Annotated in this window: 22 protein-coding genes; 5 read left to right on the top strand and 17 right to left on the bottom strand. The window is 70.2% G+C overall.

What is annotated here, in order from left to right; genetic code table 11:
* Positions 1–63: 63 nt before the first annotated feature.
* From sucD to ABLE88_RS08235, 7 genes are all read right to left on the bottom strand, one after another.
* On the bottom strand, positions 64–948 hold the full coding sequence (gene sucD, locus ABLE88_RS08265; protein WP_348830963.1) for a succinate--CoA ligase subunit alpha: 885 nt from the start codon (positions 946–948) through the stop codon (positions 64–66).
* Positions 948–2,150, bottom strand: coding sequence for an ADP-forming succinate--CoA ligase subunit beta (sucC, locus tag ABLE88_RS08260; RefSeq protein ID WP_348830962.1), 1,203 nt, complete (start codon positions 2,148–2,150; stop codon positions 948–950). The genes sucD and sucC overlap by 1 nt, the downstream gene beginning before the upstream one ends.
* 225 nt (positions 2,151–2,375) lie before the next feature.
* Positions 2,376–3,341, bottom strand: coding sequence for a malate dehydrogenase (gene mdh, locus ABLE88_RS08255; RefSeq protein WP_348830961.1), 966 nt, complete (start codon positions 3,339–3,341; stop codon positions 2,376–2,378).
* A gap of 608 nt (positions 3,342–3,949) precedes the next feature.
* Positions 3,950–4,288, bottom strand: a complete 339-nt coding sequence (gene nifW, locus ABLE88_RS08250; protein WP_348830960.1) for a nitrogenase stabilizing/protective protein NifW — start codon at positions 4,286–4,288, stop codon at positions 3,950–3,952.
* Between the two features lie 77 nt (positions 4,289–4,365).
* Positions 4,366–5,160 (bottom strand): serine O-acetyltransferase, encoded by a 795-nt coding sequence (cysE, locus tag ABLE88_RS08245; protein ID WP_510182862.1) that lies wholly within the window; start codon positions 5,158–5,160, stop codon positions 4,366–4,368.
* 9 nt (positions 5,161–5,169) lie between these two features.
* Complete coding sequence (gene nifV / locus ABLE88_RS08240; protein ID WP_348830958.1) at positions 5,170–6,411, bottom strand: homocitrate synthase; 1,242 nt, start codon at positions 6,409–6,411, stop codon at positions 5,170–5,172.
* A gap of 69 nt (positions 6,412–6,480) precedes the next feature.
* Positions 6,481–6,801 carry a HesB/IscA family protein gene (locus ABLE88_RS08235; RefSeq protein ID WP_348830957.1) on the bottom strand — a complete coding sequence of 107 codons (321 nt, stop codon included), beginning with the start codon at positions 6,799–6,801 and terminating at the stop codon, positions 6,481–6,483.
* Positions 6,802–7,088: 287 nt separating this feature from the next.
* Here ABLE88_RS08235 and ABLE88_RS08230 point away from each other — a divergent pair, with 287 nt between their 5' ends.
* Positions 7,089–7,295 carry a TOBE domain-containing protein gene (locus ABLE88_RS08230; RefSeq protein WP_348830956.1) on the top strand — a complete coding sequence of 69 codons (207 nt, stop codon included), beginning with the start codon at positions 7,089–7,091 and terminating at the stop codon, positions 7,293–7,295.
* Between the two features lie 105 nt (positions 7,296–7,400).
* Here ABLE88_RS08230 and modD read toward each other — a convergent pair whose 3' ends face one another.
* A complete protein-coding gene (gene modD / locus ABLE88_RS08225) occupies positions 7,401–8,243 on the bottom strand; it encodes a ModD protein (protein WP_348830955.1) in 843 nt (280 codons plus the stop codon).
* 344 nt (positions 8,244–8,587) lie between these two features.
* Between modD and ABLE88_RS08220 the strand changes: the two genes are divergently transcribed.
* Complete coding sequence (locus ABLE88_RS08220; RefSeq protein WP_348830954.1) at positions 8,588–9,142, top strand: peroxiredoxin; 555 nt, start codon at positions 8,588–8,590, stop codon at positions 9,140–9,142.
* A 27-nt stretch (positions 9,143–9,169) separates the two neighbouring features.
* A complete protein-coding gene (gene ahpD / locus ABLE88_RS08215) occupies positions 9,170–9,715 on the top strand; it encodes an alkylhydroperoxidase, AhpD family (RefSeq protein ID WP_348830953.1) in 546 nt (181 codons plus the stop codon).
* Between the two features lie 49 nt (positions 9,716–9,764).
* On the opposite strand, the gene ABLE88_RS08210 is transcribed toward ahpD, so the two are convergent.
* The 4 genes from ABLE88_RS08210 to ABLE88_RS08195 all read right to left on the bottom strand — a co-directional run bounded on the left by ABLE88_RS08210 (position 9,765) and on the right by ABLE88_RS08195 (position 14,021).
* Positions 9,765–11,327, bottom strand: coding sequence for an ABC transporter substrate-binding protein/permease (locus ABLE88_RS08210; protein WP_348830952.1), 1,563 nt, complete (start codon positions 11,325–11,327; stop codon positions 9,765–9,767).
* An 83-nt stretch (positions 11,328–11,410) separates the two neighbouring features.
* Positions 11,411–12,190 carry an amino acid ABC transporter ATP-binding protein gene (locus tag ABLE88_RS08205; protein WP_348830951.1) on the bottom strand — a complete coding sequence of 260 codons (780 nt, stop codon included), beginning with the start codon at positions 12,188–12,190 and terminating at the stop codon, positions 11,411–11,413.
* A gap of 160 nt (positions 12,191–12,350) precedes the next feature.
* On the bottom strand, positions 12,351–13,349 hold the full coding sequence (locus ABLE88_RS08200; protein WP_348830950.1) for a phosphoglycerate dehydrogenase: 999 nt from the start codon (positions 13,347–13,349) through the stop codon (positions 12,351–12,353).
* 171 nt (positions 13,350–13,520) lie between these two features.
* Positions 13,521–14,021, bottom strand: a complete 501-nt coding sequence (locus ABLE88_RS08195; RefSeq protein ID WP_348830949.1) for an Hsp20 family protein — start codon at positions 14,019–14,021, stop codon at positions 13,521–13,523.
* Positions 14,022–14,290: 269 nt separating this feature from the next.
* Here ABLE88_RS08195 and ABLE88_RS08190 point away from each other — a divergent pair, with 269 nt between their 5' ends.
* Positions 14,291–14,677: a hypothetical protein gene (locus ABLE88_RS08190; protein WP_348830948.1), complete on the top strand. Its 387-nt coding sequence runs from the start codon at positions 14,291–14,293 to the stop codon at positions 14,675–14,677.
* A 400-nt stretch (positions 14,678–15,077) separates the two neighbouring features.
* On the opposite strand, the gene glyS is transcribed toward ABLE88_RS08190, so the two are convergent.
* The 3 genes from glyS to ABLE88_RS08175 form a co-directional block, all read right to left on the bottom strand.
* Positions 15,078–17,267: a glycine--tRNA ligase subunit beta gene (gene glyS / locus ABLE88_RS08185; RefSeq protein ID WP_348830947.1), complete on the bottom strand. Its 2,190-nt coding sequence runs from the start codon at positions 17,265–17,267 to the stop codon at positions 15,078–15,080.
* A 109-nt stretch (positions 17,268–17,376) separates the two neighbouring features.
* Positions 17,377–18,600, bottom strand: coding sequence for an MFS transporter (locus ABLE88_RS08180; protein WP_348830946.1), 1,224 nt, complete (start codon positions 18,598–18,600; stop codon positions 17,377–17,379).
* 177 nt (positions 18,601–18,777) lie between these two features.
* On the bottom strand, positions 18,778–19,710 hold the full coding sequence (locus tag ABLE88_RS08175; protein WP_348830945.1) for a glycine--tRNA ligase subunit alpha: 933 nt from the start codon (positions 19,708–19,710) through the stop codon (positions 18,778–18,780).
* Positions 19,711–19,919: 209 nt separating this feature from the next.
* On the opposite strand from ABLE88_RS08175, the gene ABLE88_RS08170 reads away from it, so the two are divergent.
* Positions 19,920–20,291, top strand: coding sequence for a hypothetical protein (locus ABLE88_RS08170; RefSeq protein ID WP_348830944.1), 372 nt, complete (start codon positions 19,920–19,922; stop codon positions 20,289–20,291).
* Positions 20,292–20,393: 102 nt separating this feature from the next.
* On the opposite strand, the gene ABLE88_RS08165 is transcribed toward ABLE88_RS08170, so the two are convergent.
* Complete coding sequence (locus ABLE88_RS08165) at positions 20,394–21,482, bottom strand: TRAP transporter substrate-binding protein (RefSeq protein ID WP_348830943.1); 1,089 nt, start codon at positions 21,480–21,482, stop codon at positions 20,394–20,396.
* A 147-nt stretch (positions 21,483–21,629) separates the two neighbouring features.
* Complete coding sequence (locus ABLE88_RS08160) at positions 21,630–22,748, bottom strand: Mrp/NBP35 family ATP-binding protein (protein WP_348830942.1); 1,119 nt, start codon at positions 22,746–22,748, stop codon at positions 21,630–21,632.
* Positions 22,749–22,851: the final 103 nt, after the last annotated feature.

Raw genomic sequence — 22,851 nt, 5'->3', positions numbered from 1 at the left:
CGCGGCGCGCGCGGCAGGTCGGCGGAGGGGCGCGGGAAGGTGGAGCCCTTCCCGCGTCCGTGGTCAGCCCTTCAGCACCTCGACCAGGGTCTTGCCGAGGCGGGCCGGGGAGGGCGACACGCGGATGCCCGCCGCCTCCATGGCGGCGATCTTGTCCTCGGCGCCGCCTTTGCCGCCGGAGATGATGGCGCCCGCATGGCCCATGCGCCGGCCGGGCGGGGCCGTGCGGCCGGCGATGAAGCCCACCATCGGCTTCTTGCGGCCGTGTCGAGCTTCGTCGGCGAGGAACTGCGCCGCCTCCTCCTCCGCCGAGCCGCCGATCTCGCCGATCATCACGATCGCCTTGGTCTCGGGATCGGCCAGGAACATCTCCAGCACGTCGATGAACTCGGTGCCCTTCACCGGGTCGCCGCCGATGCCCACCGCCGAGGTCTGGCCCAGGCCCTCCTGGGAGGTCTGGAACACCGCCTCATAGGTCAGCGTGCCCGAGCGCGAGACGATGCCCACCGCGCCCTTCTTGAAGATGTTGGCCGGCATGATGCCGATCTTCGATTCCCCGGCGGTGACGATGCCGGGGCAGTTGGGGCCGATCAGGCGGGATTTGGAGCCGGAGAGCGCGCGCTTGACCTTCACCATGTCCATCACCGGGATGCCCTCGGTGATGCAGACGATGAGCGGGATCTCGGCGTCGATGGCCTCCAGGATGGCGTCGGCGGCGCCGGGCGGGGGAACATAGATCACCGAGGCGTCGGCGCCGGTCTTCTCCTTGGCCTCGATCACGGTGTCGAACACCGGCAGGCCCAGATGGGTGGAGCCGCCCTTGCCGGGCGAGGTGCCGCCGACCATCTTGGTGCCGTAGATGATGGCCTGCTCGGCGTGGAACGTGCCGTTCTTGCCGGTGAAGCCCTGGGTGATGACCTTGGTGTCCTTGTTGATGAGCACGGACATCACGCAGCTTCCTTCTTCACCGCGGCCACGATCTTCTGTGCCGCATCGTCCAGATCGTCGGCCGGGATCACGTTGAGACCGCTCTCGCGGATGATCTTCTTGCCTTCTTCCACGTTGGTGCCTTCGAGGCGCACCACCAGGGGCACCTGCAGGCCCACCGCCTTCACCGCCGCCAGCACGCCGCGCGCGATCACGTCGCACTTCATGATGCCGCCGAAGATGTTGACCAGGATGCCCTTCACGTTCGGGTCCGCGGTGATGATCTTGAACGCCGCGGTGACCTTCTCCTCGCTGGCGCCGCCGCCCACGTCGAGGAAGTTCGCCGGCTCCTCGCCGTAGAGCTTGATGATGTCCAGCGTCGCCATGGCGAGGCCGGCGCCGTTCACCATGCAGCCGATGGTGCCTTCGAGCGCGATGTAAGCGAGGTCGTACTTGGAGGCCTCGATCTCTTTTTCGTCCTCTTCCGTCAGGTCGCGCAGCTCGGCGAGCTCGGGATGGCGGAACAAGGCGTTGGAATCGAAGGTCACCTTGGCGTCGAGCACCTTGAGCTGGGCGTCCTTGGTGACGATCAGCGGGTTGATCTCGAGCATCGCCATGTCGGTGTCGGTGAAGGCCTTGTAGAGCACCTCCACGAGCTTGCCCGCCTGCTTGGCGAGGTCGCCGGAGAGGCCGAGCGCGTCGGCCACCTTGCGGCCGTGGAAGCCCTGGACGCCGGTCACCGGGTCGACCGAGAAGGTGAGGATCTTCTCCGGCGCCGAATGGGCCACCTCCTCGATGTCCATGCCGCCCTCGGTCGACACCACGAAGGCGACGCGCGAGGTGGCGCGGTCCACCAGCAGCGACAGATAGAATTCCTTCTCGATGTCGGAGCCGTCCTCGATATAGAGGCGGTTGACCTGCTTGCCGGCCGGGCCGGTCTGGATGGTGACGAGCGTGCGGCCCAGCATCTGGGCGACGAAGTCCTTCACCTCGTCGATGGATTTCGCGAGCCGCACGCCGCCCTTCTCGCCGGCCTCGGGCTCCTTGAACTTGCCCTTGCCGCGCCCGCCGGCGTGGATCTGCGACTTGACCACCCAGAGCGGGCCGCCCAGCTCCCTGGCGGCTGCTTCCGCGTCCTCGACCTTCAGCACCGGCACCCCGCGCGAGACGGGGGCACCGTACTTCTTCAGCAGCGCCTTGGCCTGGTACTCGTGAATATTCATCTGCTTCGTCCCCTAAAGGGTTGCGAAGTGCCCCCTCCCCCCGCGGCGGATCGCCGTTCGGCCCCGTTCGGACCGATCGGCCATGGCCCGCCGCCACCATCCCGACAATGGGCGTGCGCGCCGCACGCCGGGGAGCGGAACATTCGTCTCCTCACCTTATCCGGGGCTTTCGGCCCCGGCATGAAGGCGGCACCCCTTTCGGCGTGCCGCCGATCCCTGGCAAGATCAGCGCCCGAGGCCGGGCGCGATCTTCAGGCAGGCCTCCAGCAGCGTTTCCACCGTGGCGACCGACTTCTCGAACAGCGCGCGCTCGGTGCGGTCGAGCTCGACCTCCACCACGCGCTCGACCCCGCGCGCGCCGATCACCGCCGGCACGCCCACATAGAGGTCCTTCAGGCCGTATTCGCCGGACAGATAGGCCGCCGCCGGCATGAGGCGCTTCTTGTCCTTCAGATAGCTCTCCGCCATGGCGATGCCGGCCGCGGCCGGGGCGTAGAACGCCGAGCCGGTGCGCAGGAGATTGACGACCTCGGCGCCGCCGTCGCGGGTGCGCTCCACCATGGCGGCGATGCGCTCGTCGCTGGTCCAGCCCATGCGCACCAAATCGGGCACCGGAATGCCACCGACAGTGCAGTAGCGGATCAGCGGCACCATGGCATCGCCGTGCCCGCCCATGACGAAGGCGGTGACGTCCTCCACCGAGACGTCGAACTCCTCGGCCAGGAAATAGCGCAGCCGCGCGCCGTCGAGCACGCCCGCCATGCCCACCACCTTCTGCGGCGGCAGGCCGCTCCAGCGCTGCAGCGCCCACACCATGGCGTCGAGCGGGTTGGTGATGCAGATCACGAAGGCGTCGGGCGCGTATTTGCCGATGCCGGCGCCCACCTGCTCCATCACCCTGAGGTTGATGGCGAGCAGGTCGTCGCGGCTCATGCCCGGCTTGCGCGGCACGCCGGCGGTGACGATCACCACGTCGGCGCCCTCGATGGCGTCGTAGCTGTTGGCGCCCCACAGGCGCGCGTCGAAGCCCGCCACCGGGGCGAGCTCGGCGAGGTCCAGCGCCTTGCCCTGGGGCACGCCCTCCGCCACGTCGAACAGCACGACGTCGCCCAATTCCTTGAGCCCGGCGAGAAGGGCGAGCGTGCCGCCGATCTGGCCGGCCCCGATGAGGGCGATCTTGCTTCGGGCCATCCAACTGTCCCCGGGGAGACGCCTGCACAAGAGGTCGCAGGAGCCGGCGCTTGACTACTCCGATCCGTAAGGGGGTTCAAGCCGGCCGCGGTGCACAAATAGTGGCATGCCGCGCCGTTTCAGGCCGATGCCGTCGGCGCAGGGGGCGATTTGCGCGGCCGCCGGACGCGCTGCGGCAGCGATCCGCGGCGGCGACCGCCGCCGGATGGCGCCCGCGCGCCCGCGGCCAAGCGCGGCGACAGGGGACGGTCCCGGCGCTCGGCCCGGAGCGCCCGGCGCGGCGCGGAAGGGGGCCGCCCTCCCTTCGCGTCGCCGGGCGGACCGGCGCGCAAAGAACGGGGGAACCTCCGCAATGCCAAAACAAGTATGCGAAGGGAGGGCGGCTGCCGCCCGTCGCTGCGGCGGGGGCGGCATCTCGTGGCCCGCGCGCCGCGACAGGCGCCCGGGCCGGTTTTTCTGCCCTCCCCTCGCGGCCGCCGAAAACGGCGGGGCGATCAATCAATGGGGGGAACCCTTCACAATGCCGGATCAAGCAATGCGAGGGGAGGGCAGTCCGCCGCCCCATCGGACCGAAGCCGAGGGCGGGGCGGCGGGGTCGCGGGGTCCGCCTAGCTCCCGGTGAGGGAGGAGAGGGGGACGAAAGCGGGCGTCGGCTTGGGCGCCGGCGGGCGATTGGGATCGTTCTCGCGCAGCACCTTGAACACGCGCTCGGCGATCGGGCTCGAGGCGCAGAAGTCCTCGTAGGCGCGCGCGAGATTGGTCTTGGCGGCGGCGAAGACGGCGTCCTCGCCCATGCCGGAAAAGTCGGTCGAGACCAGATACTGGCCCATGCGGCGCAGGATGTGCAGGCGCGCCACCTGGAGCACCTGCGGCTCGTAGGCGACGCCGAGGGTGTCGAAGAACTCCTCCGCGCTGGAGAGCGTCTGCAACCGATCGAGCACCGACATCTCACACCTCCGATCCTGGGCGCCGAACCGCCATGGCCCGTCGGCCCGGCGCTCGGCAGCGTCTTCAATCCCCGTCCTCAGGCCACCGCGTCGGCGGCCGGGCCGCGCGTCCTGTGCAGCTCGCCCTGGAGATGGGTGAGCCGCGCTTCCAGAAACTCGATGCGGTCCAGCAGCGAGACCACGGCCTCGCCCACCGGATCGGGCATGAGATGGTGCTCGAGATCGATGCGGCCGTCGCCGAGCCGCCGCCGCTCGGCGAGCGCCTTCACCACCTTGCCGGGGATGCCGACCACGGTCATGCCCGGCGGCACGTCCTCGATCACCACGGAATTGGCGCCCACCCGGCAGCCGGCGCCCACCGTGATGGGGCCGAGGATCTTGGCGCCGGCGCCCACCAGCACGCCGTCCTTCAGCGTCGGGTGGCGCTTGCCCGCGGTCCACGACGTGCCGCCCAAGGTGACGCCGTGATAGAGCGTCACGTCGTCCCCCACCTCGGCGGTCTCGCCGATCACCACGCCCGCGCCGTGGTCGATGAAGAAGCGCCGGCCGATGGTGGCGCCGGGATGGATGTCCACGTTGGTCAGGAACCGGCCGAGCCAGGACAGGAAGCGGGCCGGGAACTTCACGCCGCGGCGCCACAGCCGGCTGGCAAGGCGGTGCCAGATGATGGCGTGCACCCCCGGATAGGTGAGCACGATCTCGAACGTGGCGCGCGCCGCCGGATCGCGCGCCTTGACGCACGCCACGTCCTCGCGGATCAGCCGCCAGGTGGAGGGGCGGGGCGCCGCAGCAGCCGGGGCGCCGGCCGCCGGTGTCGCGGCGACGGCGGCGGGAGGGGGCACCTTGGTGCCGCGCCATCGGGGGTGGCCCATGATCATGCCTCAGGCCCCCATCACGGCGGCGTGGCGCCGGCGCAGCACCTCTTCGGTGAAGCTGTCCTCGTAGAAGCGGCGCAGCACCTCGGGCGACACGCACTGCTTGGTGCGGGTGGCGAACTCGCGCACCCGGGCGAGGATGGCGCGCCCGCGCGCCTCGTCCACCGCGAGCCCCTCGTCGGCGAGCGCCTTTTCGATCGCCGCGAGGCCCGAATGCTTGCCCAGCACCACCCGGTGGTCGCGGCCGAGCAATTGCGGGCTCAGCGCCTCGTAGGTGGCGCGGTCCTTCAGCAGGCCGGAGACGTGGATCCCGGACTCGTGGGTGAACACGTCGTCGCCGACGATCGCCTTGGCGCGCGCGAGCGGCCGGCCGGAGGCGCGCGCCACGATCTCCGCCAGCGGGCGCAGGGCGACCGGGTCGATGCCGGTCTCCGCGCGGGCGGTCTGGCGCAGGGCGATCGCCACCTCCTCAAGGGCGGCGTTGCCGGCCCGCTCGCCGAGGCCGGTCACCGTGACCGAGCAGTGGCGCGCCCCGCCCGACACCGCCGCCAGCGTGTTGGCGGTGGCGAGGCCGAGATCGTCATGGGCGTGGAACTCGATCTCGAGGTCGGTGGCGTTGGCCACGCGCCGCACCAGCGCATAGGCGGTGAAGGGGTCGAGCACGCCCAGCGTGTCGGCGAGACGCAGGCGGAAGGCGCCCGTCTCGCGCGCCGCCTCGGCGATGCGGCACAGGAATTCCTGGTCGGCGCGGGAGGCATCCTCGCAGCCCACCGCCACCGTGAAGCCGAGCTGGCGGGCGAGGCCCACCACCCGGCGCAGGGTGCCGAGCGCCCAGTCCCGGTCGCGGCCGAGCTTGCCCTTCAGCTGCCGGTCGGAGGACGGGATGGAGAGGTTGACCGCGGTGACGCCGGCCGCCACCGCCGCCATCAGATCGTCCTCGCTCATGCGGCACCAGGCGACGACGCGCAAAGGCAGGTTCAGCGAGGCGATGGAGCGCAGGGTCTCCACCTCCTCGTCGCCCATGGCGGGGGTGCCGGCCTCGATCTCGGGCACGCCGGCGGCGGCGAGCGCCTCGGCGATCTCGATCTTCTCGCGCCGGGAGAAGGCGACGCCCGGCGCCTGCTCGCCGTCGCGCAGGGTGGTGTCGTTGAGGAACACCGTGCGCGCGGCGCCGACCGGCAGGCGCGGCACGGCCGGGGCGGAGCGCGGCGGCCGCGTGGGCAAACTGGACGGTGACTTCGCGAGCATCATGCCTCCCTGCCACCCCCTGCGGCGGCGCGACGACCGAGCCTTGGCTGAACGACCTAGCTGAACGACCTAGCTGAACGACTTGCCGCAGCCGCACTGGTTGCTAGCGTTGGGGTTCTCGAACACGAAGCCGGAGGCATGCAGCGACGTGACGAAGTCGATCTGCATGCCCTGCACCATCTGCTGCGAGCGCCCGTCGATGAACAACTTGACGCCCTCCTGCTCCAGCACCAGATCGTCCGCGAGCGCCGCGGCCTCGAGCTGCATGGTGTATTTGAAGCCGGCGCAGCCGCCTTCCTCGACGCGGATGCGCATGCCTTCCATCGTGTCAGGCGACCGGGAGATGGCGGCCTTGACGGCCGTCGCGGCATTGTGGGTGAGGGTGATCATGGGTCTCGTCCCCAAAACGGCGATACGGTTCTGGCCGAATACTTGGCAAGCCGTGTGCCAGACGAGAAAATCTTATAAAATCAATGAATTGTTTCAGCTGCGGTGGATGTCGCGTTTGCGACAGCGCGTGCCGGCGGCGACCGCTTGGCGGGTTCGCGACAGCGGCCAGCGGACGCGCCTCCGTAAAACCCCGTAGGCGGCAATGGCTTGGCAGCCTTTCAAATCATGTGCCCGATCGGATATAAGAAAGGCGCCGGCGCCGGGCCGGTCCGCTCAAGGCTCATGCGATGAAGATCAGCGCGCGTAATCAGATCAAGGGCAAGGTCGTTGCGGTGGAGCACGGGCCGATCTCCGGCCAGGTGACCATCGACATCGGCGGCGGCAACGTGCTCGTCTCCCACATCACCGAGGATGCGGTGAAGTCCCTGTCGCTCGCGGTGGGGGACGAGGTGGTCGCCATCATCAAGGCCTCCAGCATCCTCGTCGGCAAATAGGCGTTCGGGCAAAGCCTGCCGCCAGAAGGCGCGGCTGCGGGGCGCCGCGCGCCGGTGCCCTGCGGCCCGCGCGGATGCCGGGCCGGCCGCGCCCGGCGTCCGCCCTCAGGCGGCGGAGATGGTGACCTTCACGTCCGCCGGCCGGGCCCAATAGGGCGCCGAGGTCACGAGCACGTGCGCGCCGGCCATCACATAGTCCGCCGCATTGCCGGCATTGACCCCGCCCGCCGCCGCCACCACGCACGCCGCACCCGCCGCGGCCACCAGCGCGCACACCGCGCGGATGCCGTCCGGCGCCATCTTCTCGCACTGGAGCACGTCCGGCCTGCCGGCGAGCGCCGCGCGCGCCTGATCGAGCGTTTCCACCTCCACGATCACCTTTTTCTCCGGCAGCGTGCGGCCGAGCGCGGCCACCGCGCCGGCCGGATCGGCGAGGAAGGCGCGGTGCTCGGGGAACACCAGCAGCGTCTCGGAGAGCCCCAGGCGGTGGGGCAGCGCGCCGCCCGCCTTGATGGCGGCGATCATCATGGGCTTGGTGCCGGGGAAGGTCTTGCGCGTGGTCACCACCGCCGCCTGCGGGTCGGCCGCGCGCGCCGCGTCGACGATCTCCGCCGTCGCCGTGGCGATGCCGGAGAGATATTCCACCAGGGTCTGCGCCACCTTCCAGGCGATCAGCACGGGCCCGGCCTCGCCCTGCGCCTCCAGGATGGGGCCGCCCGCGGCGACGCGCGTGCCCGTGCCGGCCAGCACCTGCGCGGTGGCGCCGGCCTTGGCGAAGATGTCGGCCGCGAGCTCGACGCCGCAGACCGTTGAGGGCGCGCGCATGGCCATGGCGAGCCGCGCCGGCGCGGCGCCGATGCCGAGCGCCTCGGTGGTCAGGTCGCCAAACGGCGCATCCTCCTGGAGCAGGCGCTCCACCAGCGCGTCGGTCCACCACTTCGGAGCCATTTGCCCGCCTCCCGCTCGCCGGCCGCGCCGGATGCCGCAGCTATATCCCTGCCGACATAGAGCGCGGGAGGCAACCCGGATCTGCCCCGGCGCGACGCAACGGCGCGGCAGCGGGGCGCCGGGCCGGCGCGCACCGTTTGCGACAGGGCGCGTGCGGCTTCCTTCACGGCGCGTCGGAAAAGCGACAGCGACGCTTCCGGATTTGCGGCCCGGCTTTCTTGGAATGAAACGCATTTTCGCGCCCATGCCGGCTGGCATGCCGCTTGCGACCTGCTCGCCGATACCGCGGGCAGGGCGCGCCGGGTTCCGCGCCGGCCCGCGGCCCCAATCATCGGAGACCACACATGCTCGGCATCGGCAGCCCCCTTCCGGACTTCTCCATCACCGGCGTCAAGCCCGGCTTCAACCTGCACGAGGAGAACGGCGTCTCCGCCTTCGAGACCATCACGAAAGAGAGCTTCCCCGGAAAGTGGAAGGTGATCTTCTTCTATCCCAAGGATTTCACCTTCGTGTGCCCGACCGAGATCGCCGAGTTCGCGCGCCTTTCCGGCGACTTCGCGGACCGCGACGCGGTGGTGCTGGGCGGCTCCACCGACAACGAGTTCGTCAAGCTCGCCTGGCGGCGCGACCACAAGGACCTCAACCGCCTGCCCATCTGGTCGTTCGCCGACACCAACGGCTCGCTCACCGACGGCCTCGGCGTGCGCTCGCCGGACGGCGTGGCGTTCCGCTACACCTTCGTGGTCGATCCGGACAACGTGATCCAGCACGTCTACGCCACCAACCTGAACGTGGGGCGCAATCCCAAGGACACGCTCCGGGTCCTCGACGCGCTCCAGACCGACGAACTGTGCCCCTGCAACCGCGAGGTCGGCGGCGACGTGCTCAAGGTCGCCTGAGGCGGCGCAAGAAGGCTGGAAGCCCCCATGTCCATCGACGCCCTGAAGGACCAGATCCCGCCCTTCGCCAAGGACGTGAAGCTCAACCTCTCGGCGCTCAGCCGGGAGGAGAGCCTCACCCCGCAGCAGCTCTACGGGCTGCTGGTGGCGTGCGGCCTGACCACCCGCAACCCCGATGTTGCCCGCGCGCTCGAGGCCGAGGCGGCGGCGCGCCTGTCGCCCGCCGCCATGGATGCGGCGAAGGCGGCGGCCGCCATCATGGCCATGAACAACGTCTATTACCGCTTCACCCACCTCGCCTCGAACAAGGCCTACGAGACGCTGCCGGCGAAGCTGCGCATGAGCGTCATCGGCGCGCCGGGCGTGGACAAGGCGGACTTCGAACTGTGGTCGCTCGCGGTCTCGGCCATGAACGGCTGCGGGCGCTGCATCGACGCCCACGAGACGGTGCTGCGCGAGGCCGGCATCCGCGAGGACCAGATCCAGGCGGCGGTGCGCATCGCCGCCGTCATCGCCTCCGCCGCCGTGGCGCTGGAGGCCGCGCGCGCGCCTCTGCCCGCCGCCGCCGAGTGAGCCGCCGGGTCCGGCGGCCGGGCGGCCGCCGTCCGCCCCTGCGCGCCGCTCAGGCGGAGCGCGTCATGCCGCGGCTCACGTGCTTCTCTGCCCAGTGGGCGAGGCGCACGAACGGCAGGCCGAGCAGCAGGTAGACCGCGGCCACCAGGATGCCGGTGCCGAAATAATCGTAATAGGTGGTGGAGATGAGCTCGTAGGTCTTGGTGAGTTCCACCAGCGAGATCACCGAGACCAGAGAGGAATCCTTGATCAGCGAGATGAAGTCGTTGGTGGTCGGCGGCAGGACGATGCGCGCCGCCTGCGGGATGATGACGTTCCGCACCGCCTGGGTCTCGGTCATGTTGAGCGCCACCGCCGCCTCCATCTGGTGGCGCGGCACGGCGAGCAGGCCGGCGCGGTAGTTCTCCGCCTCGTAGGCCGCGTAGTTGAAGCCCAGCGCCAGCACGCCGGCCACGAAGGCATCGAGCTGGATGCCCACCTTCGGCAGGCCGTAATAGATGAACAGCACCTGGATCAGCAGCGGCGTGCCGCGCACCACCTCGATATAGACCTGCGCCAGGCGGTCGAGCAGGGCGCCGCCATAGACCCGGCAGATGGCGAGCAGCGCGCCCATGCCCACGGCGATGGCCATGGCGAGGATGGAGATCTGCATGGTCATCAGCGCCGCCCAGCCGAGCTGGGGCAGGAAGCGCGCGTAGCGCTCCAACTGCGCCTTCCAGCCCTTGGGCTGGGTCGCCGCCACGAACGCGTCGTAGTTCACCGGCTGGGCCTGCATCGGGCGCATGTCGCCGGTCGCCTGCGACATCAGCGGGCTCCACAGCGCCCAGCTGTCGAGGATCTTGTGCATGGCGCCGTCGCGGATCATCTGCGAGAGGCCGTCATTGATGGCGGCCAGCAGCTCGGGATGGGCGCCCTTCTTCAGCGCGATGCCGTATTCGATGCGTCCCACCGGCTGGCCGGTGAACTGCAGCGCGCGGTCAGGCTGGGCGTAGTAGACCGCGATCGGGAAGTCCATGACCGTGGCGTCGATGCGCTTCAGCTTGAGATCGGAGTAGGCGTCGATCTCCTCGTCGTAGGTGCGCACGTCGATGCCGCCGGCCTGGCGCAGCACATATTCCATCTGGCTCGACTTCAGCGTGCCGACGCTCTTGCCCTTGAGGTCGGAGAGCGTCTGCACCGGATCGTCGCCGCGGCGGATCACGATCTGGCCGAAGGTGGTGTAGTAGGGGATCGAGAAGTCGGCCCCCGCCTGGTGCGCGGCGGTGATCTCGAGGCCGTTGATGGCCACCTCGTAGAGCCCGTTGTCGAGGCCGGGGATGAGGTTCGACCAGTCGTTCTGGACGAACACCGGCGGCCGGCCGAGCCTCTTGCCCAGCTCCGCCATGATGTCCACCTCGAAGCCCACGGTCCTGTCCGGGTCCGCCGGGTCCTTGAAGGTGTAGGGCGCGCCCGACGTGCTGTCGCCGCCATAGCGCAGCGGCTTGCCCGGGTCCGGGGCGGCGATTGCGGGCGCGGCGGCGGGCGGGGCCGCCGGCGCCTGGGCGAGCGCCGGCGAAAGCGCGAGGGCGAGGCCGAGCAGGCCGGCGACGAGATGCAGGACGGCAGGTTTCAAGGCGGCTGGGCGCATGGCTGACCCCCGGATAGGGCTGAAGGCCGGAAGGACTGGGCGGAAAGGGCTTCGGGCGGCGGAAGGGCTCAGGCGAAGCGGCGCAGGAACTGGCGCGTGCGCGGGTCCTTCGGATGGTTGAAGATCTCGTCCTCGTCGGAGATCTCGACGATCTCGCCCTGCTCCATGAAGATGATGTAGTCGGAGGCGTCGCGGGCAAATCGCATCTCGTGGGTGACGACGATCTGCGTCATGCCCTCGCGGTCGAGTTCCTTCATCACGTCGAGCACCTCGTCGACGAGGCTCGGGTCGAGGGCGGAGGTGGGCTCGTCATAGAGCATCACCTTCGGCGCCATGGCGAGCGCGCGGGCGATGGCGCCGCGCTGCTGCTGGCCGCCGGACAGGTTGATCGGATAGAGGTCGAGCCGGTCGCCGAGGCCCACTTTCTTGAGCAGGCGCTCGGCATTGGCCTCGGCCTCCGCCTTGGACGTGCCCTTCACCACCATGGGCGCCATCATGACGTTCTCGATGAGCGTCTTGTGGGGGAAGAGGTTATAGGCCTGGAACACCATGCCCACGTTCTTGCGCAGGAGGTGGGCGGTGTGGGCGAGGTAGGTCCTGGCGCCCGGGGCTTGGCGCATGGCGACGCCGCAGACCTCGATGGTGCCGGAATCCATGGTCTCGAGCCCGTTGAGGCAGCGCAGCAGCGTGGACTTGCCGCAGCCGGAGGGGCCGATGATGGAGACCAGGTCGCCCTCCTCGAGGGCGAAGCTCACCCCCTTGAGGATCACCGTCGCGCCGAATGACTTCCTCACGTTCTCCACGCGCACGATGGGCGTGGCTTGTGGCGTGGACTGCTGCGGCTCCATGAATGCCCCCGCTGTGACTGGCCCTGCCGAGGACGCTCCGCCACCGGCCCGGCGCGTCGGCTGCGGGCGCGAGCGGCGCGCCATGGGATGAAGCGCCTTGTTTCCGCGAGGGCTACCGGCATGCGGTGACAAGGCGGTGACGCCACCTGCCCCAGCGTGTTCAGGCCGGCGCGCGCCCGTCCGCGACGATGCAGCCCTCGGGCGCGGCCTCGCCGGCGAGCACCGCCGCCACGCATTGGGCGGCGATCATGTTGCCGCGGGCCAGCGCCTCGCGGCTCGATCCCGCCGCATGGGCGCTCGCCACCACCTGCGGCAACGCCGCCAGGGCCTGCGCCAGCGGACGCAGCGCCGCATCCTCCTCGGCCTCGAACACGTCGAGCCCGGCGCCGGCGATGTGGCCGGACAGCACGGCGGCGTGCAGCGCCGTGTCGTCCACCAGGCCGCCGCGCGCGGTATTGACGAGGATCGCGCCGGGCTTCATGGCGGCGAGCGCCGCCGCGTCGATCAGGTGGCGCGTCTGTTCGGTGAGCGGCGCGTGCACCGAGACCACGTCGCTCTCCGCCAGCAGCCGGGCGAGCGGCACATGGGTGACGCCCGGCGCCGGCCCCTCGAAGCGGGGCGCGGCCACCAGCACGCGCGCCTCGAAGCCGGACAGGCGCCGCGCCACGCCCCGCGCGGTGCGCCCGAAGCCGATCAGGCCCACGGTCTTGCCGGTGAGGTCGGCGCCCGCGGCGACGCGCCAGTCGCCGGCGGCGAGGGCCGCGTTGTTCTCCTTCAGCCGCCGCAGCACCGCCAGCATGAGCGCCAGCGTGTGATCGGCCACGGAGGCGTCGTTGGCGCCGGCGGTGATGGCGACCACCCGCCCCAGCGCCCGCGCCGCCGCCGCGTCCACCCGGTCATAGCCGACGCCGCGCCGGGCGATCACCTTGAGGCCGGGATGGGCGGCGAGGAGGTCCCGCGTCACCGCGCGCATGCCGACGATCCAGCCGCCGACGCCCTGGAGCAGAGCGGCGAGCGTGGCGTCGGGGATGTCGGTGTCGAGCGCCTCGGGCGGCAGGCCCGAGGGCACCACGGCAAAGCCGCGCGCCTCCAGGAAGCGGGCGGCCGCCGCGTCGAACAGGCGGGTGGTGACGAGGACCTTGGGGCGGGGATCGGGCACAGGCAAGCTTCCGGGGAGGGATGCGCTCTCCTCGCGCCGGCCGGCGCCAAGATCAAGCCCGCCGGACATGAAAACGGCGGCACCAGGGGCACCGCCGAGAGCGGGGTCCGGGCGTCGCCGGACCCCGAAGCGGGACTTACGCCCCGCCGGCTTGCCTCACGCCGGCTTGCCTCACGCCGCCTTGGCGGGCTCGGCCGGAGCGGCCTGGCCGTCGATGGCCTGGCCTTCCAGCGCCTTGGCGCCGCCGACGGTGTTGATGGCGATGTGACGCGGCTTCTTGGCCTCGGGAATGTTGCGCACGAGGTCCACGTGCAGCAGCCCGTTCTCGAGCACCGCGCCCTTCACCTCCACATGGTCGGCGAGCTGGAAGCGCCGCTCGAAGCTGCGCGCCGCGATGCCGCGATAGAGCACCTGGGCGGTCTCGCCGTTCTGCTCGGCCTTCTTCTCGCCGCGCAGCGTGAGGGTGTTCTCCTTCACCTCGATGCCGAGGTCGGCCTCGGTGAACCCCGCCACCGCGACGGTGATGCGGTAGGCGTTCTCGCCGGTGCGCTCGATATTGTAGGGCGGGTAGGTGGGTGCGGCATCCACGCCGCCGACGCCGTCCAGCAGCGAGAACAGGCGATCGAAGCCGACGGTATTGCGATAAAGCGGCGAAAGGTCGAAAGTACGCATGGCATATCCTCCTTCGAAGCGACATGCTGGGCCCGCAATCAAGCCGGGCCCGGTTCAAACGCCGTCACAGTGACCGGCGCCGCTCCTGATCTGGGAAGCGTCCCGGCGCCCGTCAAGGCCCCCGAAACCCGCTTGTGCGCGGGGCCGGCGGGGCGAAATGAACGGCACCTGAACGGGCGCGTCGGGTTGTGTTCAAGCAGGTGGTTTACAATGACCAAGCTGCGAACCGCGGGCACGGGGACGGGCGGCGGGTCTCGAGGAGCAAGCAGATGGTGCGAGCCGGCCGTCTCATCGCCTGCGTGGTGGTCCCGGCGACCCTCGCCGGGATGATGCCGGTTTTTGCCCAGCCGCCCGGCGCCGAGCTCGCCCAAAAGGCGGCCATCGCCGATCTCCACCATGTGGTGGACCTGACGCCGCCGGTGCCGTTCCGCCCCTATATGAAGCATCCGCCGGAAGGCGCCCACCCGGTGGCACCGGACGAGGTGGCCGACACCCTGATGCGGCGCGGCTTCACCGACGTGAGCGTGGTGCGCCAGCGCGGCGGCGCCTATATCTGCGAGGCCACGGGGCCGCGCGGCGAGCGGGTGCGCCTGGTGGTGGACGCCATGAGCGGCGACATCAGCGGCATGCAGGTGATCGGCTATCAGGGCAGGTGAAGGGAAGAGCTTCAGGCGGTTCGCGCGCGACGCTGGTCGGTTCAAGCGCCTTGCGAAACTTCCCTGCGGTCGCCCTCCGGCTTGACCGGAGCGCCCATCGCTCCGCTGGCGCGAAGTTGGGGTATCGCCAACGCCCGGCAAACCGATGAAGGTCGGCGCCCGGCCCTGCCCTGGGCCCTGCGGTCAAGCCGGAGGGCGACGGCGGGCGGCGAGCGGGCGGGGGTGTCACGACCTCTGCGCGGCGGGCCGGTGAATGGGCGGTCCCCATCCCCGCGGCGCGCGACCCCCACCCCCTCGCCCCTCCCCGCAAGGGGGAGGGGAGCGGCCTGGACGGGAAACCTGCGCGCGTGGGGACAGGTGGGCAAAGCGATGTGGTGCCCGCTCCGCCCCGAAGGACGGCTCAGCCCTCGATGCGGTCGAAATCGGCGATGCCGCGGGTGGCGGCGCGGATCTCGTCCAGGAGCTTCAGGCGGTTCTCGCGCAAGCCTTCGTCCTTGTCGTTCACCGTGACGGCGTCGAAGAAGGCGTCCACCGGGGCGCGCAGGTCGGCGAGCGCGGTCATGGCGGCGGCATAGTCCTCGGCCGCCACGGCGTCGGCGACCCGGCGCTTCACGTCGTCGATGGCGGCGGCGAGCTTTTCCTCGGCGGGCTCCTTGAGCAGCGTGGCGTCGGTCGGCCCGGCAAAAGCGCGGCCGTCCTTCTTCTCCTCGATGCGCAGGATGTTCACCGCCCGGCGGTAGCCGGCGAGCAGGTTTTTCCCGTCCTCGGTGTCGAGGAAGCGGCCGAGCGCCTCCACCCGGCGCACCACGAGGAGGAGATCGTCCTGCCCTTCGAGGGCGAAGACGGCGTCGACGAGGTCGTGCCGGGCGCCGCGGTCGCGCAGATAGACCTTGAGGCGGTCGGCGAAGAAAGCGAGGAGGTCGATTAGAGCCTTTGCTAACTCGAAATCAAGTCCTGCTTCGCGGTGTGACTGCAGGACATCTTCGACTATTTGCCGAGTGTCGGTGGGAACATACTTGCCCTCGGAGAGTCGGACGCTGTTCAAGGCCGTCAGACTGGCCTTTCCACCAGCTGCAAAGCTAAGTGCTTCCAGCAAATTCAGTCTTATTTCATTCTCCAACACAATCCGGATCACCCCCAGCGCCGCCCGGCGCAGCGCATAGGGGTCCTTGCTCCCGGTCGGCTTCTCGTCGATCGCCCAGAAGCCCACCAAGGTGTCGATCTTGTCCGCCAGCGCCACGGCGACAGACACCGGCGCGGTGGGCACCCGGTCGCCCGGCCCCTGGGGCTTGTAGTGCTCCTCGCAGGCGGCCGCGACCTCGGGCGCAAGGCCCTCGCCCTGCGCATAATAGCGGCCCATGAGGCCCTGCAATTCGGGGAACTCGCCCACCACCTCGGTCAGCAGGTCCGCCTTGCAGATGAGCGCCGCCTCTTCCGCCAGCGCCGGCGCGGCGCCCACCTTGGGGGCGAGTTCCTTGGCGAGGCGGGCGATGCGCAAGATGCGTTCCTGCTGCGAGCCCAGCTTCTCGTGGAAGGTGATGTGCGCGAACTTGGGCATCCGGCTTTCGAGGCCGTTCACCCGGTCCGTGTCCCAGAAGAACTTGGCGTCCGACAGCCGCGCCCGGATCACCCGCTCGTTGCCGGCGACGATGGCCGCCCCGCCGTCCGAGGCGACCAGGTTCGAGACCAGAAGGAAGCGGTTGGCGAGCCGGCCCGTGGCCGGGTTCCTCAGGACGAAGCACTTCTGGTTGGCGCGGATGGTGGCGCGGATCACCTCGTCGGGGATGTCGAGGAAGCGCTCCTCGAACGCGCCCATCAGCACCACGGGCCATTCCACGAGGCCGCACACCTCCTCCAGCAGGCCCTCGTCCTCCACCAGCTCGAGCCCGGCGGCGAGCGCCAGATCCTTGGCGTCGTTGAGGATGATGTCCTTGCGGCGGTCGCGGTCGGCCACCACCTTGGCGGCCTCGAGCTTGGCCATCCAGTCGTCGAGCCGCTTCACCGTGAAGGGCGCGGGCGCCATGAAGCGGTGGCCGCGGGTGAGGTTGGACGAAGCGATGCCGTCGACCTCGAAATGCACCACCTCGGGCTCGTCGCCCTCGGCCCCGAACATCGCGACGATGGCGTGCAGCGGGCGCACCCATCGCAGCGTGCCATCGCCCCAGCGCATGGATTTCGGCCAAGGGAATTTGCGGATCGTCTCGGGTACGATCTCGGCGATCACCTCGGATGCCGGGCGGCCCTTCTTCTCCACCACGGCGACATAGAAGTCGCCCTTCTTCGGGTCGCTCTGGATCGTCGCCTCGTCGATGGAGGAAAGCCCCGCGCTCTTCAGGAAGCCCTGGAGCGCGGCCTGCGGCGCGCCGACGCGCGGGCCCTTCTTCTCTTCCCGCTGGTCCGCCTGCCGGCCCGGCAGCCCGTGCACCGAGAGCGCCAGGCGGCGCGGCGTCACGAAGGCTTTGGCGCCCTCATAGAGGAGCCCGCGCTCCACCAAGGCGTCGGTGACGAGCTTCTTCAAAGCGTCCGCCGCCTGCGCCTGCATGCGGGCGGGGATTTCCTCGGAGAACAGTTCGAGCAAGAGATCGGGCATCGTGTCGGGCTCGCTCCCCAGACGGGGGCGCGGCGCAAAAGCGCGCCGCCGGTGAAGGTTCGGCGCCGTTGCTAGTGGGTTTCCGCCGCCGCGTCGAGAGGCGCCCCGCTCAGTCCAGCGGCGCGGCGTGGCGCTCCGGCATCCCGAGCAGCGCGAGGAAGGCGACCGCCGCCGCCGCCATGAGATAGACCGCCGGGGCCATGTCGTCGCCGGTGGCGGCCACCAGCATCACCGCCACCATGGGCGCGGTGCCGCCGCCGATGCCGATGGCGAGGTTCCAGCTGATGCCCACGGCAGTGCAGCGGACATGGCGCGGGAACATCTCGGCGATGGTCGCCGGCATGGCGCCCCCGGTGGCAATCAGCACCGCGAACCCGGCCTGTCCCAGAAGCGCCAGCGCGGCATCGCCCGAGCGCAGCAGCTCGAACAGCGGCCAGGAGAACAGCGCGAAGCCGAGGAAGCCCGCCCCCACCACCCATTTGCGGCCGACGAGGTCGGAGAGGGCGGCGAAGGCGACCGCCAGCACCAGAACGCCGGCCATGGTGGCCGTGTTGAGCTCCAGCGCCAAAGCGGCCGGGAAGTCGTCCACCTGCTGCAGCCAGGTGGAAAGGTAGACGAACACCAGATAGAAGGAGACGCCCAGGAAGAAGTTCATCGCCGAGGCGCGGGCGATGCCGCGCCATTGGGTGCGGAAGGCGACCTCGAGCGGGGCGCGCACGGTGTCCGCCGTGCGGGGCGGGGTCTCCGCGAGGCCCCGGCGCAGCACCAGCGCGAAGCCGCCCAGCACGATGCCGAGGAGAAAGGGCAGGCGCCAGCCGAAGGCGAGCAGCTCGTCCTGGGTGAGCAGGGTCGCGGTCGCCGCCCCCACCGCCGAGCCGGCCAGCATGCCGCCGGTGCAGCCCACCGTGGCGAAGGAGGCGAAGGTGCCGCGCCAGCGCGGCGGGCCATTCTCGGCCAGGAACACGGCGGAGGTCATGTATTCCCCGCCGATGGCGAGCCCCTGGAACAGGCGCAGCAGCAGGAGCAGCAGCGGGGCCAGCAGGCCGGCCATCTCATAGGTCGGCAGCAGCCCCACGGCCACGGTCGAGACCGTCATCATGGCGGCCGAGATGACGAGCGCCTCGCGCCGCCCGCGGCGATCGGCGACGTGGCCGAACATGGCCGCCCCCAAGGGACGCATGAGGAACGAGGCGGCGAACACGCCGAAGGCGGAGATCAGGCCGACGGTCGGGCTCGCTTCGGGGAAGAAATTCGCCGCGAACGCGGTCGCGAAGAAGCCGTAGATCGCGAAGTCGTACCATTCGAGGAGGTTGCCGACGGCACCCGCCAGCATGCCGTGCGCCCTGGCCCGTGGCGCGCCCGCTCCCGCCGTCGGCCCGGAAGGCACCGCCTCCGACATCAAGATCATTTTCCGTCCCCCGACGGCCCGGCCCGCCGGGATTAAGCGAAGAATATCCGCGTCGGCAGCGAAAGCGAAGCGGTTCGCCATCGGCCCGCCGCCCGCCCGCGCTCAGGCCGCGAGGCCGCCCGCCTCGGTCTTCAGCCACGCCGCGCCGCAGGCCTTCGCCAGCTCGCGCACCCGCAGGATATAGCTCTGGCGCTCGGTGACCGAGATCACGCCGCGCGCGTCCAAGAGGTTGAAGACATGGGAGGCCTTGATGCACTGATCGTAGGCCGGCAGCACCATCTCGTGCTTCTCGCCCTTGTCGCCGGCGGCGAGATACTTCTGGCACGCCGCCTCCGCCATGCGGAACTGCTCGAGCAGCATCTGCGTGTCCGCATGCTCGAAATTGTGCCTTGAATATTCCTGCTCGGCCTGCAGGAACACGTCGCCATAGCTGGTCCTCTCCGACCCCTCGCGGCCGTTGAAATTGAGATCGTAAACGTTCTCGACCCCCTGCACGTACATGGCGAGGCGCTCGAGCCCATAGGTCAGCTCGCCCGAGACCGGGGCGCACTCGAAGCCCGCCACCTGCTGGAAGTAGGTGAATTGCGACACCTCCATGCCGTCGCACCAGCACTCCCAGCCGAGGCCCCAGGCGCCGAGCGTCGGGCTCTCCCAGTCGTCCTCGACGAAGCGCACGTCGTGGAGCCCGAGGTCGATGCCGATCGCCTCCAGTGATTTCAGATAGAGCTCCTGGAGGTTGTCCGGCGACGGCTTCAGGATCACCTGGAACTGGTAATAATGCTGCAGCCGGTTGGGGTTCTCGCCGTAGCGCCCGTCCTTGGGCCGGCGCGAGGGCTGCACATAGGCCGCCTTCCAGGGCTTGGGACCCAGCGCCCGCAAGGTGGTCGCCGGGTGGAAGGTGCCCGCGCCCACCTCCATGTCGTAGGGCTGGAGGATGACGCAGCCCTGGTCCGCCCAGAAGCGCTGGAGCGTCAGCAGCAGGGCCTGGAAGGAGCGGTCGGGCCGCATGTGCGGCGGCAAAGCGGGGTCGATCATCGGGCTCGCGGCGGTTCTCCACCGGCCTGCGGGACCGGCGGCGGGGCGGGGCGCCTGCGCCCCGGCGCGAGGTTTCGCGCGGCGCGACCCTAGTTTCGCGGACCGCTTCGATCAAGCGCCCCGGGGGGGGGGCAGCCACGCTCACGCGAACCAGAACCGCCTGCGGGTGTTGAGACGGCAAGGGGGGCTTCGATAAGGGAGCCGAACAAATGAAGCGTCTTCTGCTTGCGGGCACCGTCCTTCTCGCCGCCACCGGCGGCGTCGTGGCGCAGACCAGCAGCACTCCGAACACCTCCAGCGGCCCGGCGATGCAGGGCGGCCGCACCCAGGCGACCCCGGGCGCCAGCGCGGTGGACCCCAGCAACGCGCCCGCCAACCCGATCCCCAACACCCCCCAGCGCCCGAGCGGCCATGCCGGCGGCGCGGTGGAAGCGGGCAAGAACCAGGCGACGCCCGGCGCCAGCGGCAGCGGGACCGTCAACCAGACCGGCTCGGTGAACCCGCGCCGCTCCACTCCGGCGCGTCCCGACGCCCACAGCGGCGGCGCCATCGAGGGCGGCAAGAATCAGGCCCGTCCGTGACGCCGCCGGTCGGCCCCGAGCGGCTGGCCCGGCCAGGCCCGCAAACAACTGCGGCCCCGGACCGCAAGGTTCCGGGGCCGCTTGTCGTTCGGTCGGCAGGTGTCAGCCGCGCGAGCGGGCGCGCACCATGTAGTCGTCATAGTTGAATTCGGCGATCTGCCACCACAGATAGCCGTTGTTGCGGAACGCCTTCAGATCGTCCCAGACCTTCTTGAAGTCGGCATTCTTGGCCGAGATGTCGTCATAGAGGGCGTGGGCCGCCTTGTAGGCCGCGTCCATCACGTCGTTGGGGTAGCGGCGCAGCTGGGTGCCCGCCTTCACCAGGCTCTGGATGGCGATCGGGTTCTTGGCGTCGTAGCTCGCGAGCATGCTCTCATTGGCGCGCGCGCAGGCCGCGGTGAGGGCCGTCCGGTAGGCCGGCGGCAGCTTCTCCAGCTCCTCGAGGTTGAAGAAGAAGTTGAGGGCGGCGCAGCCCTCCCACCAGCCGGGATAATAATAATACTGCGCGACCTTGAAGAGGCCGAGCTTCTCGTCGTCATAGGGGCCGACCCATTCGGCCGCGTCGATGGTGCCCTTCTCCAGCGCCGGGTAGATGTCGCCGCCGGCCAGCTGCTGGGGCACCACGCCGAGCTTGGCCATCACCTGGCCGCCCATGCCGGCGATCCGCATCTTCAGGCCATTGAGATCGGCGATGGTCTTGATCTCCTTGCGGAACCAGCCGCCCATCTGGCCGCCCGTATTGCCGCCGGGCAGCATGGAGACGCCGTACTTCTTGTAGAATTCGTTCATCAGCGTCAGGCCGTTGCCGAACAGGAACCAGGCGTTCATCTGCCGGGTGTTCAGCGCGAACGGGATGGCGGTGCCCATGCCGAAGGTCGGGTCCTTGCCGATATAATAATAGGACGCCGAGTGGCACATCTCGACGGTCTTGTTCTGGGTCGCGTCCAGCGCCTGGAGGCCGGGGACGATCTCGCCCGCGGCGAACACCTGGATCTGAAACTTGCCGTCGGTGATTTCGGAGAGCGTCTTCGCCATCAGCTCGGCGGCGCCGTAGATGGTGTCCAGCGACTTCGGGAAGGAGGACGTGCAGCGCCACTTCACTTCCGGCGCCGACTGCGCGATGGCCGGCATGGCGACGGTGGAGGCGGCGACGCCCGCGGTTGCGGCGGTGAGGAAATCACGGCGTTTCATGAAGGGGGACTCCCTAGGCGATTTTGGCCGCCCACGCGGGCGCGGAACGCGCGGGCGAGGCGACATTCCTACCTTCTAGTGCGCCCGCCCTTGATAGGGAAGCATCCTTGCCTGTGCGACCTTAGTCGTAGACCGGTCCGGCCCGGCTCATTCGATCACGATGCGCGGAGCTTTGCGCGCCGAACCGGCCGCGCGCTCCAGCGCCGCCTTCACTTCGCGCGCCACGGCGCGGTAGGCGCCCGCTTCCGCGCCGTCGGGCTCGGCCACCAGCACCGGCAGGCCGGCGTCGGACATCTCGCGGATGCGCATGTGCAGCGGGATATCGCCGAGGAACGGCACGCCGAGCCGCTCGGCCTCCATGCGGGCGCCGCCATGGCCGAAGATCTCCGAGCGCCCGCCGCAATGCGGGCACACGAAATAGGCCATGTTCTCCACCACGCCGAGGATCGGCACGTTGACGCGCTGGAACATGGCGACCCCGCGCCGGGCGTCGATCAGAGCGAGGTCCTGGGGGGTGGAGACGATGACCGCGCCGGCAAGGTTCACCTGCTGCGCCATGGTGAGCTGGGCGTCGCCGGTGCCGGGCGGCATGTCCACCACCAGCACGTCGAGCGGGCCCCATTTGACCTCGCGCAGCATCTGCGAGATCGCCGACATGACCATGGGTCCGCGCCAGATCATCGGCGTCTCCTCCTCCACGAGGAACCCGATGGACATCAGCTGGAGGCCGAAATTTTCGAGCGGCAGCATGGTCTTGCCGTCGACGAGCGTGGGCTTCTGGGCGACCCCCGACAGGCGCGGCACCGAAGGGCCGTAGATGTCGGCATCGAGCAGGCCCACCTTGAGGCCGAGGTCGCGCAGGCCGAGCGCCAGATTGATGGAAAGCGTCGACTTTCCGACGCCGCCTTTGCCCGAGGCCACGGCGATGATCGATTTCACCCCCGGCACCTCGATGGCGCGGCCGGGGGCCGGGGCGCCGGGCGCGGCCGGCGGCGGGCCGGGCCGGGCGGCGGCCGGCCGGCGCTCGGCGGTGAGCGCCACCAGAGCCGAGGTGACGCCGGGCACCGCCCGCGCCGCCGCCTCCGCCGCGCCGCGCACGCTCTCCCAGGCGCGCGCCTGGGCCTCGTCGATATTGATGGACAGATAGACCTTGCCGCTGGTGACGACGATGCCGGCGAGCGCCGGGGAGGCGGAAAGCGGAACGCCGTCGGGCGTGCGCACCTTTGCGAGGGCGCTGCGCACGAGGTCTTCGGTCACGTCGGCCATGGTCGTCTCCCTCGGGCGGCCGCCATGCTGGCGCTGTGGCGGGCTGGGCGGCGCCCGGAATTCGTGCCCCTGCTTCGCACGGGATCGTCCCGATGCAAAGCCC

Source organism: Xanthobacter luteus (genome assembly GCF_040049235.1).
GTDB lineage: Bacteria > Pseudomonadota > Alphaproteobacteria > Rhizobiales > Xanthobacteraceae > Xanthobacter.
Note: the sequence above shows the minus strand (reverse complement) of the source record. Positions and strands in the feature narration are given on the sequence as shown.